The sequence below is a fragment of the Streptomyces sp. NPDC057543 genome (assembly GCF_042801895.1).
GTDB lineage: Bacteria > Actinomycetota > Actinomycetes > Streptomycetales > Streptomycetaceae > Streptomyces.
Window position 1 is genome coordinate 1 of sequence record NZ_JBHVFF010000192.1, and the last position, 16,545, is coordinate 16,545.

Here is a 16,545-nt window from a genome sequence, read left to right on the forward strand (position 1 = left end):
GCGGCCTTCGCCACCGACTGGCTGGTGTGGACAGCCATCAGCCGGCCTGCCTTCCTGTTACTTCCAGCCCTTGAGGAGCTTGCGGTAGGAGTCGCCGGTCGTCTTGACGCCCTTTTCCGGCGTGGTCTGGCCGGTCAGGACCTTGGTGTACTCGGTGACGAGCGGCGCGAAGAGGCTGCCGGTCTCCGGGATCCAGGGGCGCTCGACGGCGGTCTCGACGACGGGCTTGAAGAAGCCGACGATCTCGTTGTCGACGACGTCCTGCTTGGCGTAGGCGGAGGTACGGGTCGGCAGGAGGCTCAGCTCCTTGGTGACCTTGGCCTGGGTGTCCGCCGACGTCATGTAGTCGACGAACGCGTAGGAGGCGTCCAGGTTCTTGGACCCGGCGTAGACGGCCAGGTTGTGACCGCCCTGCGGGGCGCCCTGCGCGGCGGAGCCGGCCGGGACCGGGGCGATGCCCAGGTTGGCCTTGTCCTTGAACTCCTTGCCGGCGTAGGTGTCGGCGACGGCCCACGGGCCGTTGATGATCATGGCGACCTTGCCGTCCTTGAAGGACGACTGCATGTTGTCCCAGCCGTCCGTGGCGTCGGTCTTGGCGGCACCGGAGTCGACGAGGTCCTTGACGACCTTCATCGCCTTGACACCCTCGGGGTTGTCGATGGTGACGGACTTGGTGGAGGCGTCGACCATGTCGCCGCCCTCGCCGTACAGGAAGGAGAGGAACCAGTACGCGTCGTCGCCGCGCAGGTACATCCCGGTCTTGCCGGTCTTGTCCTTGATCTTCTTGGAGACGGTCTTCAGCTCGTCGATGGTCGTGGGGACCTCGACACCGGCCTCCTTGAAGATCTTCTTGTTGTAGAAGATGCCCATGGAGTCGATGACCTGCGGCACCGCGTACGTCTTGCCGTTGTACTTGGTGGACGCGGCGGCCTGCTTCAGGAAGTCGTCCGGGTTCTTCAGCGCGGCGGTGCCGTCCAGCGGGGCGAGGTAGTCGAGGTCCGCGAACTCGGGGGTCCAGGCGACCTCGGAGCGGATGACGTCGGGCGCGTCGGAGCCGGACTGGGCCGCGTTCTTGAACTTGTTCTGCGCGTCACCGAAGGGCACGTTGACGTACTTGATGTGGACCTTCGGGTGCTGCTTGGTGAAGTCCTCGGCGATCTTCTTGAAGACCTTGTCCTCGCTGCCCACGGTGGAGGTGTCCCACCACGTCACCGTGCCGGAGAGCTCGCCCGAGCTCTTGCTCTCGCCCTCGGACTCGCTGTCGCTGCCGCAGGCGGTCGCCGCGAGCGCCAGGGCCGCGACCAGGGCGGTGGCCGTTATGCCACGTCGCATCTGAACTCCTTCAACTGCCGTACCGCTCCGTCGCGGCGCCGGGTCGACGTGAACGTAACAAGGATGAAAGAACGCCGAAAGAGTTTGCGGAAGATTTCTGCAAGCGTCGTCGATCGTTACATTCGCGTGTCCTCACGGTTGCCGTCAAGCCTCTTGACGGGAGGTGTCGATCCCTGGCAGCGGCAGGCCACAGCCCGTAATCCAGAAGTGCGACGATCTGACCGCGGCCCGCGAACCGGTCTCGCAAGTCTTTGCAAGATGTTGCCGCGACGGCACCCCGGACCACCTCACAGGCGCGGTCGCCCGATTCCTGCGGATGGTGGGCAATCCGACATACGCCCGGTACAGTCCACTTCCATGACCGCACGGCTTGCCGATATCGCAACTCAGGCGGGGGTCAGCGAAGCGACGGTCAGCCGTGTACTGAACGGCAAGCCCGGTGTTGCAGCGGCCACCCGTGAATCCGTCCTCGCCGCGCTCGACGTTCTGGGCTACGAGCGTCCCGTACGGCTGCGCAGGCGCAGCGCGGGACTGGTCGGGCTGATCACGCCCGAACTGGAGAACCCCATCTTCCCGGCGCTTGCGCAGGTCATCGGCCAGGCGCTGACCCGGCAGGGCTACACCCCGGTGCTGGCGACCCAGACCCCCGGCGGCTCCACCGAGGACGAGCTGACCGAGATGCTGGTCGACCGCGGCGTCTCGGGCATCATCTTCGTCTCCGGGCTGCACGCCGACACCTCGGCCGATATGCAACGCTACGAGCAACTGCGTGCCCAGGGCGTCCCGTTCGTCCTGGTCAACGGTTTCTCGCTCAAGGTCCAGGCGCCGTTCATCTCGCCGGACGACCGGGCCGCGATGCGGCTCGCCGTGACCCACCTGGTGTCGCTCGGCCATCAGCGGATCGGCCTGGCGGTCGGGCCCAAGCGGTTCGTACCGGTCCTGCGCAAGATCGAGGGCTTCCGCGCCACCGTGCAGGAGCAGTTGAACCTCGCTCCGGACGAGGTGGAGGAGCTGATCCAGCACTCGCTCTTCACCCTGGAGGGCGGGCAGGCCGCCGCGTCGGCGCTGATGGAGCGGGGGTGCACGGCGGTGGTGTGCGCGAGCGACATGATGGCGCTCGGCGCGATCAGGGCCGCCCGCCGGCTGTCGATGGAGGTGCCGCGCGATCTGTCGGTGGTGGGCTTCGACGACTCGCCGCTCATAGCGTTCACCGATCCGCCGCTGACGACGATCCGGCAACCGGTGACGGCGATGGGCCAGGCCGCCGTGCGCACCCTCCTCGAAGAGATCGGCGGCACACCCGCCCCGCACAGCGAGTTCGTCTTCATGCCCGAGCTGGTCGTTCGCGGTTCAACGGCCGCGGGCCCCGGGCCCGATCCCGCCTCCGCTTCCGGGCCTCTTCCAGGTTCGCACGCCCGCTCCTAGGGCCGATCACGCCGCGCTCGCGTGCCCCGGCACCGCGCCTCGCCGCGTTGTCGTCAGTCACCAGGGCTCCTTCCTCCGCCTTGCGATGCACGGCACCACGGTGACATCAGCCGCTCCGCGGCGGGCCGCTCCCTGATCCGGCCCGATCCGAACGAAAGATCCTGACCCTCAGTCCGGCAGACAGATGTGCGGCCCGGACCCGACCGGAAGATGATCGGACGGGAAGCACATTTCTGGCAGACTCTGTGCCTATGGGTGAATTGAGCGTGCCACCACAGGAAGCCCGGTTGGGGGCCACCCCGTCACCCATCGTGGACGAGGCGGCCCGGACGGCGGACGCGGAGCAGAACGCCAGGTGGCGCGACAGCGGCCCGGCGAGACTTCGTTCCCCGCGCTCCCCGCGTTCCCTGCGCTCCTTGCGGTCCCCGCGCCGGCCACGCGTCCGGTTCGAAATCCTGCTGCTCGCGGCCAGTTACTGGGTGTACTCCCTGGTGCGCAACGCCGTCCCGGAACAGCGGGCCGAGGCGCTGCGCAACGCCGACTGGATCTGGTCGGTCGAGACCTACCTGGGCGTCGCCGTCGAGCAGGCAGTCAACCACGCGGTGAATTCCATGACATGGCTGATCGTGTCGATGAACTACTACTACGCGACACTGCACTTCGTCGTCACCGTCTGCGTGCTGGTGTGGTTGTTCCACCGTCACCCCGGCCGTTACGCGGCAGCCCGTCTGGCCCTGTTCGCCACCACGGCGGTGGCACTGCTCGGCTACTACCTGTTTCCGCTGGCACCGCCCCGGCTGATGAGCGGGGGCCACTTCATCGACACCGTTCTGGTCCATCAGACCTGGGGTTCGATGGCCTCGGGCAACTTCAAGAACATGTCGAACCAATACGCGGCCATGCCCTCGATGCACATCGGCTGGTCGCTCTGGTGCGGCCTGACGCTCTACGCACTGGCCGCCGCGCCCTGGGTCCGCATCCTGGGCCTGCTCTACCCGGCGGTCACCCTGCTCGTGATCGTGTCGACCGCCAACCACTTCTGGCTGGACGCGCTGGGCGGCATGCTGTGTCTGGCCGTCGGCTACGCGGTCTCCTACGCCTGGTACGGCTCACTGCCGCACCACCTCGCGAAGCGGGTGCAGCTGCCGCTGGAGAGGCCACGATCGGTCGCCCTGTCCGCGGGCGCGGCGGGACACAACTGAGCGGACGCTCCTGCGCTCTCGACCGCCGGGCGGGCCGATCGAGCCCGTCCGGGGCGCCGGGCCGGGGTCCGGGGCCGCCGGCCGGAAGGCCCGCGCGGCGCGCCCCTCACGCCCCGTAGAACCGCTCCTCCACTACCGCCCGCGCCCGCCGCGTGATCCGCCGGTAGTCGTCCAGCATGTCCCCGACGTGCCCCGGCTCGTACCCCAGGTACCGCCCCACCGCGGTGAGTTCACGCGGCCCCGACGGGAACGTGTCGCCCGGCCGCCCCCGTACCAGCATCACCGCGTTGCGGACCCGTGTCGCCAGCACCCACGCCTCGTCCAGGGTCTGCGCGTCCTCCCCCGGGATCAGCTCCGCGGCACATGCCGCGGCCAGTGCCTCGCGGGTGCGGGTCGTCCGCAGCCCCGGCTCCGCCCAGCCGTGCTGCATCTGCATCAGCTGGACCGTCCACTCGACATCGCTCAGCCCGCCGCGCCCCAGCTTGGTGTGGAGCGTCGGGTCCGCGCCGCGCGGCATCCGTTCGGACTCCATCCGGGCCTTCAGGCGGCGGATCTCGCGGACCGCATCCTCACCGAGACCCTCCATCGGGTACCGCAGCAGATCGATCAACTCGATGAATTCCCGGCCGAGTTCCTCGTCGCCCGCCATCGGCTCGGCACGCAGCAGCGCCTGGCTCTCCCAGACCAGCGACCAGCGTCGGTAGTAGGCCTCGTACGACTTCAGCGTACGCACCAGCGGTCCGCTCTTGCCCTCCGGCCGAAGATCCGCGTCGATCATCAACGGCGGGTCGGCGGTGGGCAGTTGAAGCAGCTTCCGCATCTCGGAGACCACCTGGTTCGCGGCCCGCGCCGCCTCGTGGTCGTCGACGCCCTCGCGCGGTGAGTGGACGAACAGCACATCGGCGTCGGAGCCGTATCCGAGCTCGTGTCCGCCGAACCGGCCCATGCCGATGACCGCGAACCGGGTGGGCAGGGTGTCCCCCCACTGTTCGCGTACGACGGCGCGCAGGGCGCCCGCGATCGTGACGGCGTTCAGGTCGGTGACCGCGTTGCCGACCCGGTCGACGAGGGTCCCGGGGTCCTGCTCGGCGGGGCGCTCCTCCGTACCGTACGAGCCGATGAGGTCCGCGGCCGTGGTCCGGAACAGCTCGCGCCGCCGCACCCCGCGCACCACGGCGACGGCGGATTCGGCGCCCTTCGCCCGCCCCACCGCGGCCAGCACCTCCTGTTCCAGGTGTTCCCGGCCGCGCGGCTTCAGGCCCTGCGGGTCGCCGAGTATCGCCACGGCCTCGGGCGCCCGGAGCAGCAGGTCGGGGGCGAGCCGGCCGGCCGAGAGCACCCGGGCGAGGTTCTCTGCGGCGGCGCCCTCGTCCCGCAGCAGCCGCAGGTACCAAGGGGTCTTGCCGAGTGCGTCGGACACCTTGCGGAAGCCCAGCAGCCCGGCGTCGGGGTCGGCGGAGTCCGCGAACCAGCCGAGCAGCACCGGCAGCAGGGTGCGCTGGATGGCGGCCTTGCGGGTCACGCCGGACGACAGCGCCTCCAGGTGCCGCAGCGCGGCGGCCGGATCGGCGTATCCGAGGGCTTCGAGCCGGTGCTCGGCCGCCTCCGCGCTGAGCCGGGTCTCGCCGGGCGCGAGCTGGGCGACGGCGTCCAGCAGCGGTCGGTAGAACAGCTTCTCGTGCAGCCGCCGCACCACGGAGGCGTGCCGCTTCCACGCCTGGTTGAGTTCGGTGATCGGGTCCGTGCGCATCCCGAGGGAGCGTCCGATCCGCCGCAGATCCGCGTCGCCCTCGGGGACCAGATGGGTACGGCGCAGCCGGTAGAGCTGGATGCGGTGCTCCATGGCGCGCAGGAAGCGGTAGGCGTCGTCCAGCTGGGTTGCGTCCACCCGTCCCACGTAGCCGCCCGCGGCGAGCGCCCGCAGCGCGTCCAGTGTGGAGCCGCTGCGCAGGGTCGGGTCGTTGCGGCCGTGCACCAGCTGGAGCAGCTGTACCGCGAATTCGACGTCCCGCAGCCCGCCGGGGCCGAGCTTGATCTCACGGTCGACGCGGTCGACGGGGATGTTGTCGACGACGCGGCGGCGCATCTTCTGCACGTCGCCGACGAAGTTCTCACGGTCCGCGGCCTGCCACACGAGCGGCGAGACGGCCTCGACGTACTCCGCCCCCAGCTCGGGATCGCCGGCCACCGGCCGGGCCTTGAGGAGCGCCTGGAACTCCCAGGTCTTGGCCCAGCGCTGGTAGTACGCGAGATGCGAGGACAACGTCCGCACGAGGGGGCCGTTGCGGCCCTCGGGGCGGAGGTTGGCGTCGACGGGCCAGATGGTGCCCTCGACGGTCGTGTCGGAGCAGATCCGCATCATGTGCGCGGACAGCCGGGTGGCGGCCTGCACGCCCGCGCTCTCCTCGACGCCGTCGGCCGGTTCGGCGACGAAGATGACGTCGACGTCGGAGACGTAGTTCAGCTCGTGGCCGCCGCACTTGCCCATCGCGATGACGGCGAGCCGGCACTGTGCGGCGTCGGCGGGTGCGGCCGTACGGGCGATGGCGAGCGCCGCGCGCAGGGTCGCCGTGGCCAGATCGGCCAGTTCGGCGGCGGTCTCGGCGACGTCCGTCGTACCGCACACGTCGCGGGCCGCTATGGCCAGCAGGCACCGGCGGTAGGCGACGCGCAGCGAGTCGGGGTCATCGGCCCCGGCGAGCCCCTGCTCGAATTCGAGGACCCCGGGATGCAGATCCGTGGCCTCGTAGGTGACGAGCGCCTGCCAGTCGCGGGGGTGGCGGGCCAGGTGGTCACCGAGCGCCTCGGACGCCCCGAGCACCCCGAGCAGCCGGTCCCTGAGCGGTTTGGCGGTGACGAGGGTGTCCAACAGGATCTGCCGCCCGTCCGGCTCCTCGGCCTCCACGAGGCGGACGACCCCGCGCAGTGCCAGATCAGGGTCGGCGGTGGCCCCGAGGGCTTCGAGCAGCACCGGATCGGAGCGTACGGACGACAGCTCGGGCAGGTCGAGGAGCCGCTCCGCGGCGGACGGGTCGGTGAAACCGTGCCGCAGCAATCGGGTGAACGTGCTGCTCCTGCGCCCCGGCACCGTCGTCATTACGTGCTCTCCTGCTCTCCGCCCACACACCATCCAGCGTTCCGAGCCTAGCCCCGCACCGATGAATTCGACGCGGGTGCGCGGTCCACACTTCGCAGGCAGGATCGCTTCGAGGACCCGACCGGGAGGCCCGCATGTCCGGATTCGAACCCGTCGCCGAGCTGGACGCCCGTTACAGCGCCGAAGGCGCGACAGCCGGCTCGTGGCCGGTGGCGGAGTCACTGCTGACCAGGAAGGTCCGGTCCGGTCCGGTCCGGTCCGGTCAGCGGGAAGAGGGACGCGAGCGCACCGACAGCAGCCAACCCCGTCCCGGTGCGACCGGGACCGACTCGCCCGCCGCGAAGACTCGCTCCGGCTGGAATCCCTCGATCGCGGGCGCATACGCGGCCACCGGACCGTCGGCGTCCGTCAGCACGCACTCCACCGGCTCCGCCGCCCACGACGCGACCGCGGTCACGGTCCCACCGGGCCCCTCCCAGGTGGAGGCGAGCACATCGTCCCGGCCGGTGGCCACGGGCGTCTCATCGGCCCACCACCCCGTCCACTCCGCCTCGGTCAGCCGTAGTTCGTCGAAGGCCCGCCAGAGAGGACGTACATCGGTCATAGGGGCGCGTGCCGTCATCCCGAAAACCAGGCCCCGCCAGGGGTTGCCGCCCCCCTCCAGCATCTCGCCCATCAGCCCGAAGGGGATCCCGGACAGCTCGACCAACCAGTACGCCGGGTCGGTGCCCTGGTAGTCGAACAGCTCTCCCAGCCAGAGCCGATCGGTGTACGGCATCAGCTCCGCGTACAGATTGGCGCTGGACGCGAAGCCGTCCGGTTCCCGGTACTGGTTGCAGGAATGCAGATCTATCAGGGGCGCCGTGTCACCCGCACGGGCCAGCGTCTTGCGTACCCGCTTCATGGTGGTCCTGTCGTACGCCACGTCGTCGAGATAGAGGCCGTCGACCCCGATCCGCCGGCGGAGCCGGTCGATGCCGCACACATAGGAGTTGTGCCAGCGCGAGTCGCCCGAGGTCACCACGGCCACGTCGGCGACATCGGGGGCCACCCAGCCGGGGACGTAGTCCGTGCCCAGATGCTCGTGCAGCCAGGCGTGTCCGCCGCCGGGCCCCGACGCCAGGACTTCGCCGCCGAGGGAGGCCAGGACGGGCAATTCCGGATTGTGCCTGGTCAGCTCGCGGACCGTGTCGTACACCTTGACACGGATTCCGCGCCGGTGTGCCTCGGTGGTGTAGTCCCGCAGTACATCGGCGGCCAGCAGCGGGTCGTTGATGTACGGGTTGGGAGGCGTGGCGTGATGGATGTTGACGACATTCGCACCGTACGCGGCGACCTCGGCGGGGGCGGCGTACGCATGGAAGTACCGCTCGGCGAGCTGCAGTCCGGGCCGGATCGGCTTGAACGGGGTGAGCAGCAGCCGCAGTTCGAAGCAACGGCGCTCCCCGACGGCCATCCTGAACGGGCCGCTGTACGCGGTCACCGTCCGCACCCCCTCCGCGGTGCGCAGCAGGATGCCGCCGTCTCCGTCCCCCGCCCAGGAGCGCGGCGTGACCAGAGGCTTCTCGCGGTAGTAGTTGGTGTTCAGCGGCCGCGCGTAGTACTCGTCGCGCAGCGACACCTGGACACCGGCCGAGGCGGCGCCGAGCCAGAGGGCGTCCTGGTTGCGGGTGGCGGTGTCCCACTGCCAGTCGTACGTCTCGGGGCAGACCTGTCCCGGCAGTCCCAGGCCCATCGCATACCGCGCGATCTCGGCCCGGACCGGCACGTCGAGCCGCACGTCGAGGGACAGGTCGTCGACCGCTTCGACGGTGGTGCGTACGACGAGGAAGCCGTCGGCCTCCAACGCGCCCTCGGTGCGCAGCCGGAACCCCGGACCGGTGGCCCCGGTGGACCAGCTCACGCGCGCCGGCCCGGTCCGGTCGAGCTCCAGCGGACCGTGGTCGAGCGGGTGGCCGACCGTGAGGGCAACAGGTCCGGCCAGCAGATCGCGCTCCGGCCCGTCCGCGCCCGTCACCCGTGAGGTGAACGACGAGGTGAGCCGCTGCGGCAGCCCGGCGGGACCGATCTCCACCGCCCGGCCGAGGATCTCCAGCCGGTGCCCGGCCACCTTCACCGGGGTGAACGGCGGGACGACCTCGTCGTCCTGGCCGAGCGTCGAGTCCAGCCAGCGCAGCCGGGCCAACCTTGCGGGCTCCCCGGCACCGTGGTCGGTGACGGACTCCGGTCCGACGGTGATCCGCAGCGGCAGCACCCGCTCCGCGGTGCCGTGTGCGCGTACGGCGATCTCACCCTCGTACGTGCCGGGTTCGGCGGCCTGTGGGATGTCCAGGCCGAACCAGAGCGCGTGGACGCGCCCCGCGCGGACATCGATCCGGTTCTCGAACGGCTCCCCGCGTGCGTCGGTGCCGCCCGCGCTGAGAGACCGGACGGAGAACGGCAGCCCGCGGACCTCGGTGCGGACCTCCGTCAGCGCCCGTACCGCGTACACCCCGGCCTGCAGCACATAGAATTCGCCGAGCGCCGCCGCACCCGCGAACGGGGCGAACGGCACGGCTCCGGCCCAGCGGGCGGGCAGCCGGTCGTAGCGGCCCAGTGGACGGTGGCGGTCCTCGCCGAACAGCAGGAAGGGCTCGTCCGGGCGGTCCGCGGTCAGCGCCGCGCACTCATCAGCGGTGGCCGCGAAGCCCAGCGGGGCGAAGGAGTCGACGGCGCTCGCGGCCTCGTACCGGAACGCCTCCGCGCGCGGCAGCCTCGCCCAGACGTCGTCGTCCGGCCGGCGCAGACCGCAGCGGTGCACCCAGCCGGGGTCGGCGGTCGATGCCGGATTCCGGTAGGCGGCCTGCGGATAGTACGGCCGGCCCATGTGCGCGTACGGCAGATAGTGCACGGCATAGTCGCCCGGACCTTCCACCGGCTCGAAGGCGATCCGGCCGCGCTCGGGGGTCACCTCGATCCGCACCGTGTTCCGGACCCGCCGGCCGGACGGCGCGAGGACCATGACGTCCACCGCCTCGGGGTCCGGGTCCCTGCGCCGCCACGGCAGTTCGGCCCCGAACACGGGGCCGCCCGAGGGCGCGCGTACCAGGATCCGGTGGTTGCCGTACACATCGCTGTCCCATGAACCGAGCCCGCACTCCAGCTCGGGATGACCCTGCTCACCCATGCCGCACTCCCTCAAGGGCGCTGTTTATTAGGTAAGTTGCTCAATCGCCATGGGCCACCATGGAGAGCCGTCGATCATGCTGTCAAGGGAGACGTCATGGACCGGGGTGGGGACGCCTCGCTGCTGCGTCGGCTGAACACGGCCGCCGCGCTGCGGGTGCTGCGGGAACGTGACGACGTCACCGTGCCGGAACTCGCCGGGCTGATCGGCGTGTCCCGGCCGACCGCCCAGGACCTGACGGCGCAGCTGCTGCGTGAGGGCAGGCTGGTGGAGCTCGGGGCCAACAGTGGCGCAGTGGGGCGCCCGGCCCGCCGGTTCCGGTTCCGCGCCGAGGCCGGACATGTCATCGGCGTGGACATCGGGGCGCACAAGGTGCTGGTCCACGCCGTTGACCTGCTCGGCCGCACGGTCGCCGCGGAACGGGTCGCCGTCACCCCCGCCATGACCGCCCGAAGACGGCTGAAGGCCGTCCGGGAAGCGATCGAGGCGTGTCTGTCCAAGCCGGAGACCGCCGAGGTGCGGCCACTGGCCACCGGAATCGGTACCAGCGGCATGGTGGATCTCGCCGGCCGGGTGGTGCGGAGCACCGCGCTGCCCGGCTGGACCGGACTCGACCTGGGGCGCGAGCTCGCCGACCGCGCCCCTGAGCCGGTGCTGGTGGGCAACGACATCCAGCTGGCGACGCTCGCCGAATGCGCCGGCGGGGTGGCCGTCGGCGTACGGGACGCCATCTACCTGTACGTCGGCAACCGGCCCGGCATCGGCCTCTGGCTGCACGGCCGGCTCCACCGGGGTCACGGCGGCGCCGCGGGCGAACTGCTGCCCCCCGATGGCTGGTCGGCGGCCTACCGACGGCTTCTGGACTGGGCCGCCGGGCACCAGGGCGCCGAGCTGCCCACCCGGGACAGCGCTGCCCGCGCCGTGGTCGAGGCCGCGGCGGCCGGGGACGGCGGCGCACGGTACGCCCTGCGCGCCTTCGCCGAGTCGCTCGCCGCGTGCCTCGCGCCCCACGTCGCCGCGCTCGACCCGGAACTGGTGGTGCTCGGCGGCGGCATCTCCCGGGCCGGCGCGCTGCTCGGCGAGCCGTTCGCCGCGGCACTCGCCGCCCACTGCCCGAACGCACCATCCGTGCGGAACTCTGCACTCGGTGAGGAATCAACAGCAATCGGGGCAGCCCGGCTGGCATTGGAGCACACCGATCACGCCGTGCAGAAAAGTCCAACTTCACAGGACTGATTGGCTGTTGACGTACCGGTTCGACGCTTCGATGATGTGGCCACTCTTTTCAGAAAGTTGGTTTCTAAATTCGTCGTTCCGTCAGGCCAGGGAGTACGTGTGACATCCCCTGCAACAACGCGCAGCCCCCGGGCCGCGTCCCCAACCGAGCCCAGGTCCGAGACGGGCCGGCCACCGCTGCGACGGATACCCCTGCGGGTCCGGCTGCGCAACAACTGGGTGATGCTCGCCCTGATGGCCCCGGGCCTGCTCTACTTCGCCGTCTTCTTCTACGTGCCGATGCTCGGCAACATCGTCGCCTTCCAGGACTACCAGCCGTTCCTCGGCTTCAAGGACAGCCCCCTGGTGGGCCTCGCCAACTTCCAGGAGCTCTTCGCGGACCCGGCGTTCTGGGAGTCCGTACGCAACACCCTGGCCTTCGCCGCACTGCAACTGATCTTCTTCTTCCCCGCCCCGCTGGCCCTCGCGCTCCTCATCAACAGCCTGGTCAGCAGCCGCGTCAAGAGGTTCGTGCAGAGCGTCGTCTATCTCCCGCACTTCATCTCCTGGGTGCTGGTCGTCGCCCTCTTCCAGCAGGTGCTCGGCGGCGCGGGACTCATCAGCAACTTCCTCAGCGACCACGGACTTTCGCCCCTTGATGTGATGACCGACCCGGGCACCTTCCCGATCCTGATCACCGCACAGGTGATCTGGAAGGACATCGGCTGGGGCATGATCATCTATCTGGCGGCGCTCGCCAGTGTCGACCAGAGCCTGTACGAATCGGCGGCCGTGGACGGCGCCGGACCCTGGCGGCGCATGTGGCATGTCACACTGCCGGCCGTCCGCGGGGTCACGATCATGCTGCTCGTGCTGCGCCTCGGCGACGTACTGTCCGTCGGTTTCGAACAGTTCTTGCTGCTGCGCGACGCGGTGGGCGCCCGGGCCGCCGAGGTCCTCGACACCTACGTCTACTACCACGGCGTGGTCTACGGCGACTGGGGCATCGGCGCCGCCGCCGGCCTGGTCAAGGGCGTGGTCGGCGCACTGATGATCTGGGGCGCCAACCGGCTCGCCCACGCATTCGGAGAGCAAGGGGTGTACAGCAAATGAGCATCGGACTGCCCCTGTCGAAGCCCCGGCCCGCCGACCGCCGGGCCGCCTGGGAAGAGCCGCCCACCCGGCTGGGCTCGGCCGCCAAGGCCGTCGTCATCACCGTCATCGTGGCCGTGATGACGCTGCCGTTCCTGGTCGTGCTCTCCACCAGCCTCGCCTCCCGCAAGGAGGTCACGGCCGCCGGCGGATACGTTCTCTTCCCGACCGAGCCGACCCTGCAGGCCTACCGCACGATCCTCTCGGGCGGACTGGTCACCCGTGCCGTCACCGTCAGCGTCCTGGTCACCGTGGTCGGCACGGCCCTCTCCCTGCTGACGACCATCGCGCTGGCCTACGCGCTGAGCAAGCGCGGTGTGCCCGGCAGCAAACCCGTCCTGCTGCTCGTCCTGTTCACTCTGCTCTTCGCCCCCGGCATGATCCCGATGTACGTGCTGGTCAAGGAGCTCGGGCTGCTCGACTCGTACTGGGCGCTGATCCTGCCGGGCCTGGTCAACGCCTTCAACCTGGTGGTGATGCGGGCGTTCTTCATGAACATCCCCGACGAGCTTTACCAGGCCGCCCGGATCGACGGTGCGGGCGACTGGCGGATCCTCACCCGGATCGTGCTGCCCCTCTCGAAGGGCGTCATCGCCGTCGTCGGGCTCTTCTACGCGGTGACGTACTGGAACGCGTTCTTCAACGCGATGCTGTACCTCAACGACTCCGGGAAGTGGCCGATCCAGCTACTGCTGCGGACCTATGTGGTGCAGAACAAGCAGATGGCGGCCGACCAGCTCGGCGTGAGCCATCTGCCGCCCCAGCAGTCGATCTCCATGGCGGTCGTCATGCTCGCGCTGATCCCGATCCTGCTGGTCTACCCGTTCCTGCAGAAGTACTTCACGAAGGGCGTGCTCACCGGCGCCATCAAGGGCTGAGCCACGCCCGCTCATCCGTCCCCCTCTCATCCCGTTGCGGAGATTCCCCATGACCGGTATGTCCCGACGCACCTTCTTGAGCCTGAGCACCGCCGTCGCGGCGGGCACGGCCACCACCTTCCTCACCGGCTGCGGCTCGTCCACGACAGGCAAGGGCGAGGCCGCATCGGCCAAAGTGAAGCTTCCGTCGTACATCCCCTTCACCAAGATCAAGCCCGACCTGGCGCCCAGCAGCAAGGGCCTGTCCGCGGGCTTCCTCTCCTACCCCAAGGAGCTCGTCCGGAGCGTCGCGAAGACCCCCGGCGACGGCTCCGAGGTCACACTGCTCACCGAGATCTGGGTGCAGCCGCCGCTGCCCAAGGGCAGCAACGACCACTGGCAGAAGGTCAACAAGGAGCTCGGCATCGACCTCACCGCCATCCTGGGCACCGACCCCGGCTACGAGGAGAAGTTCCCCGCCATCATCGCGGGCGGCGATCTGCCCGACCTGATGTGGATACCGCCGAACCAGGGCCTTCAACACATCGCCCAATTGCTGGAGGGCGAATGCGCCGACATCACGGAGTACGTCTCCGGGGACGCGGTCAAGGACTATCCGAACCTCGCCGCGATGACGCCCGCGCACTGGAAGACCGCGGTCGTCAACGGAAAGATCTGGGGCGCGCCGAGCCCGTATCCGGCCCTGGGACAGGTGTACGGCGGCAACCCGAGGATCTGGGACAAGGCGGACGGATTCTCCGCGAGGAGCACCGATGAGTTCCTCGCCAAGTGCAAGGAGGTCACCGGCGGAAAGGTGTGGGCGCTCGAGCCGATCTACTCGAACGCCGTCAGCGTGCTGAGCCAGTGTTACGGAGCCCCCAACAAATGGGCCCGGGAGAAGGACGGATCGGTCACCTTCTGGATGGAGTCGGACGAGTACGCGGAGGCCCTGAACTTCGTCCAGAAGCTGAAGAAGGCCGGCGTCTTCTACCCCGGCGACCCGAAGATGGCCGACGCCTATCTGAAGATGGCCCAGGGGTCCATCGGCGCGGTCGTCTACGCCAACCCGTCGGGCGCCCGCAAGGACACGCGCACCAACGACCCCTCCCTGGCAGCCGAGATCCTCATCCCCTTCGACGCGGACGGCCACAAGGCCAACGCCCACTACCACGCGTTCGGCACCATCGGGTACACCGCGATCAAGAAGGGCAGCGAGAAGCGTGTCCGCATGCTGCTCGACGTGCTCAACTACCTCGCGGCGCCGTTCGGCTCGAAGGAGCGCGAGTTCCTTGAATTCGGCGAGGAGGGAGCCGACTTCACCTACGACAAGCAGGGCTTCCCGCAGCGCACCAAGAAGGGCAAACAGCAGGTCGAGGGGTTGTTCAGCGGCTTGACCACGGCGACGACATCGCCCTTCGTGCTCGCTCCCTCGCTCTTCCCGGGCACACATGGCGCCGACGACGTCCGCGACATCTACGCAGTCGAGCAGAAATTGATCGAGACCGCCATTCCGAACGCGGCCGTCGGCCACTACTCCGACGCCTACACCCAGTACTACGGCCGTATGTCGACCGAGGCCAACGACCTCATCAACGACATCGTGGCCGGGCGCAAGAGGATGAGCGAGTGGAAGCCCTTCTGGTCGGAATGGGGCCCCAGGGGCCTGGACCAGATGAAGAAGCAGTACCAGAAGTCCCTCGACCAGAATCCCTGACGGCCCCGGAAGGCGGGGCGCAGCACAACGCAGCCGACGGCCCGCGGCAGGCAGGGCCCGGCACAACGCAGCCGACGGCCCGCGGCAGGCAGGGCCCGGCACAACGCGGCCGACGGCCCCGGAAGGCGGGGCCCGGCGCAACGCGGCCGACGGTCCGCGGAACGACGGTTGCCGGGCCGCCGCCCCGCCTGGGAATCAACCTGGACGCCGGGACGGCGGTGGTCCGGCGGAAACCGGAATCCCGAGGCCGGACCGGGCCGGGCCGGACCAGGCCGGACCAGACCGGACCAGACCGGACCGGGCCGGACCAAACCGGACCAGGCCGGGCCGGGCCGGGCCGCCTCGGCGCCCGTCCGCGCTCAGTTCCCGGACGGCTTGGGCCGGGTCGCGACGACGACGGTCGCGTACAGCTCGTCGCAGGTGACGACGCTCGGGATCAGGCCGCTGCGGGCGATGGTCTCCTCGGCCCGGGCCGCCTGCCGTTCGCTCGTCTCGACCAGCAGATGCCCGCCCGGTGCCAGCCACCGCGGGGCCTCGGCGGTGACCCGCCGCAGGACGTCGAGGCCGTCCCTCCCCCCGTCGAGTGCGACGCGCGGTTCGTGGATGCGGGCTTCCGGGGGCAGCAGTTCGACGTCCTCCGTCGGCACGTACGGCACATTGGCGAGCAGTATCTCCACCCGGCCGCGCAACGATCCGGGGAGCGGCTCGAAGAGGTCGCCCTCGTACACCCGGCCGGTGTCGGCGATGTTGCGGCGGGCGCACCGTACGGCCGCGGGTTCGACGTCGGTGGCGTGCAGTTCGATGCGGTCCAGCGTCGCGGCGAGCGCGGTGCCGAGTGCGCCCGAGCCGCAGCAGAGGTCGACGACGACCGCCCCGGATCCGGCGAGGGCGGCGGCCTGCCGGACCAGGAACTCGGTGCGGCGACGGGGTACGAAGACGCCGGGGTCCACAGTGATCCGGAGACCGCTGAACTCGGCCCAGCCGAGGACGTGTTCCAGGGGCAGGCCGGCGGCCCGCCGTTGGACCATGGCGGCGAGCTCGGCGGGATCGGTGGCCGTGGAGACGATAAGCTCCGCTTCGTCCTCGGCGAATACGCAGCCGGCGGCGCGGAGTGTGGTGACGATGGTGGAAACGGTGAGCGGTGAAACGGGAACCGACATGAAGCGGAGCCTTTCGGGAAAGCCGATGGGCGCTCCGCGGTCGACTATGTCGGGTCGACCACGCAATCATGTGGGGTGAGCACCCAGCCTGATACAGCGGTAATGGGTCTCACCTCCTTGGTCGGTCCCCCGGGTGGGGATGCGTCACATTACCTCAGTCGCGGCGTCGGGCGGTGCCCTCCGGCCGAGAAGGCTCGCGGCGTACGCGACAGCCCACAGCGCGGC

General features: G+C 69.9%; 10 protein-coding genes. 6 read left to right on the plus strand and 4 right to left on the minus strand.

The genetic code is table 11. The features are described from left to right. Nucleotides 1-57 precede the first annotated feature (57 nt). The gene (locus tag ACFU8Q_RS27410) at nt 58-1,332 is read right to left on the minus strand and encodes an extracellular solute-binding protein (RefSeq protein WP_384458445.1); all 1,275 of its coding nucleotides are present in this window, start codon (nt 1,330-1,332) and stop codon (nt 58-60) included. A gap of 357 nt (nt 1,333-1,689) precedes the next feature. Here ACFU8Q_RS27410 and ACFU8Q_RS27415 point away from each other — a divergent pair, with 357 nt between their 5' ends. Continuing rightward, entirely contained in the window at nt 1,690-2,757 is a 1,068-nt protein-coding gene (locus ACFU8Q_RS27415) for a LacI family DNA-binding transcriptional regulator (RefSeq protein ID WP_384458447.1), read from the plus strand. 251 nt (nt 2,758-3,008) lie between these two features. Then, nucleotides 3,009-3,959: a phosphatase PAP2 family protein gene (locus ACFU8Q_RS27420; RefSeq protein ID WP_384458449.1), complete on the plus strand. Its 951-nt coding sequence runs from the start codon at nt 3,009-3,011 to the stop codon at nt 3,957-3,959. A gap of 106 nt (nt 3,960-4,065) precedes the next feature. Here ACFU8Q_RS27420 and ACFU8Q_RS27425 read toward each other — a convergent pair whose 3' ends face one another. After that, on the minus strand, nt 4,066-7,056 hold the full coding sequence (locus ACFU8Q_RS27425; RefSeq protein WP_384458451.1) for a bifunctional [glutamine synthetase] adenylyltransferase/[glutamine synthetase]-adenylyl-L-tyrosine phosphorylase: 2,991 nt from the start codon (nt 7,054-7,056) through the stop codon (nt 4,066-4,068). A gap of 262 nt (nt 7,057-7,318) precedes the next feature. Beyond that, nucleotides 7,319-10,222 (minus strand): glycoside hydrolase domain-containing protein, encoded by a 2,904-nt coding sequence (locus ACFU8Q_RS27430; protein ID WP_384458453.1) that lies wholly within the window; start codon nt 10,220-10,222, stop codon nt 7,319-7,321. Between the two features lie 96 nt (nt 10,223-10,318). On the opposite strand from ACFU8Q_RS27430, the gene ACFU8Q_RS27435 reads away from it, so the two are divergent. From ACFU8Q_RS27435 to ACFU8Q_RS27450, 4 genes are all read left to right on the plus strand, one after another. Then, a complete protein-coding gene (locus ACFU8Q_RS27435; protein ID WP_384458455.1) occupies nt 10,319-11,458 on the plus strand; it encodes an ROK family protein in 1,140 nt (379 codons plus the stop codon). Between the two features lie 99 nt (nt 11,459-11,557). After that, nucleotides 11,558-12,550, plus strand: coding sequence for an ABC transporter permease (locus tag ACFU8Q_RS27440; RefSeq protein ID WP_384458457.1), 993 nt, complete (start codon nt 11,558-11,560; stop codon nt 12,548-12,550). Beyond that, nucleotides 12,547-13,467 carry a carbohydrate ABC transporter permease gene (locus ACFU8Q_RS27445; protein ID WP_384458459.1) on the plus strand — a complete coding sequence of 307 codons (921 nt, stop codon included), beginning with the start codon at nt 12,547-12,549 and terminating at the stop codon, nt 13,465-13,467. The genes ACFU8Q_RS27440 and ACFU8Q_RS27445 overlap by 4 nt, the downstream gene beginning before the upstream one ends. Before the next feature lie 49 nt (nt 13,468-13,516). Next, a complete protein-coding gene (locus ACFU8Q_RS27450) occupies nt 13,517-15,160 on the plus strand; it encodes an extracellular solute-binding protein (protein WP_384458461.1) in 1,644 nt (547 codons plus the stop codon). A 359-nt stretch (nt 15,161-15,519) separates the two neighbouring features. Here the strand turns inward: ACFU8Q_RS27450 and ACFU8Q_RS27455 are convergent, their stop codons facing one another. Beyond that, on the minus strand, nt 15,520-16,320 hold the full coding sequence (locus ACFU8Q_RS27455; protein WP_384458463.1) for a putative protein N(5)-glutamine methyltransferase: 801 nt from the start codon (nt 16,318-16,320) through the stop codon (nt 15,520-15,522). Nucleotides 16,321-16,545 lie beyond the last annotated feature (225 nt).

Bases quoted from the DNA above. Each gene is read 5' to 3' on its own strand.
- ACFU8Q_RS27410 (WP_384458445.1), bottom strand. From the start codon at position 1,332: ATGCGACGTGGCATAACGGCCACCGCCCTGGTCGCGGCCCTGGCGCTC.
- ACFU8Q_RS27415 (WP_384458447.1), top strand. From the start codon at position 1,690: ATGACCGCACGGCTTGCCGATATCGCAACTCAGGCGGGGGTCAGCGAA.
- ACFU8Q_RS27420 (WP_384458449.1), top strand. From the start codon at position 3,009: ATGGGTGAATTGAGCGTGCCACCACAGGAAGCCCGGTTGGGGGCCACC.
- ACFU8Q_RS27425 (WP_384458451.1), bottom strand. From the start codon at position 7,056: ATGACGACGGTGCCGGGGCGCAGGAGCAGCACGTTCACCCGATTGCTG.
- ACFU8Q_RS27430 (WP_384458453.1), bottom strand. From the start codon at position 10,222: ATGGGTGAGCAGGGTCATCCCGAGCTGGAGTGCGGGCTCGGTTCATGG.
- ACFU8Q_RS27435 (WP_384458455.1), top strand. From the start codon at position 10,319: ATGGACCGGGGTGGGGACGCCTCGCTGCTGCGTCGGCTGAACACGGCC.
- ACFU8Q_RS27445 (WP_384458459.1), top strand. From the start codon at position 12,547: ATGAGCATCGGACTGCCCCTGTCGAAGCCCCGGCCCGCCGACCGCCGG.
- ACFU8Q_RS27450 (WP_384458461.1), top strand. From the start codon at position 13,517: ATGACCGGTATGTCCCGACGCACCTTCTTGAGCCTGAGCACCGCCGTC.
- ACFU8Q_RS27455 (WP_384458463.1), bottom strand. From the start codon at position 16,320: ATGTCGGTTCCCGTTTCACCGCTCACCGTTTCCACCATCGTCACCACA.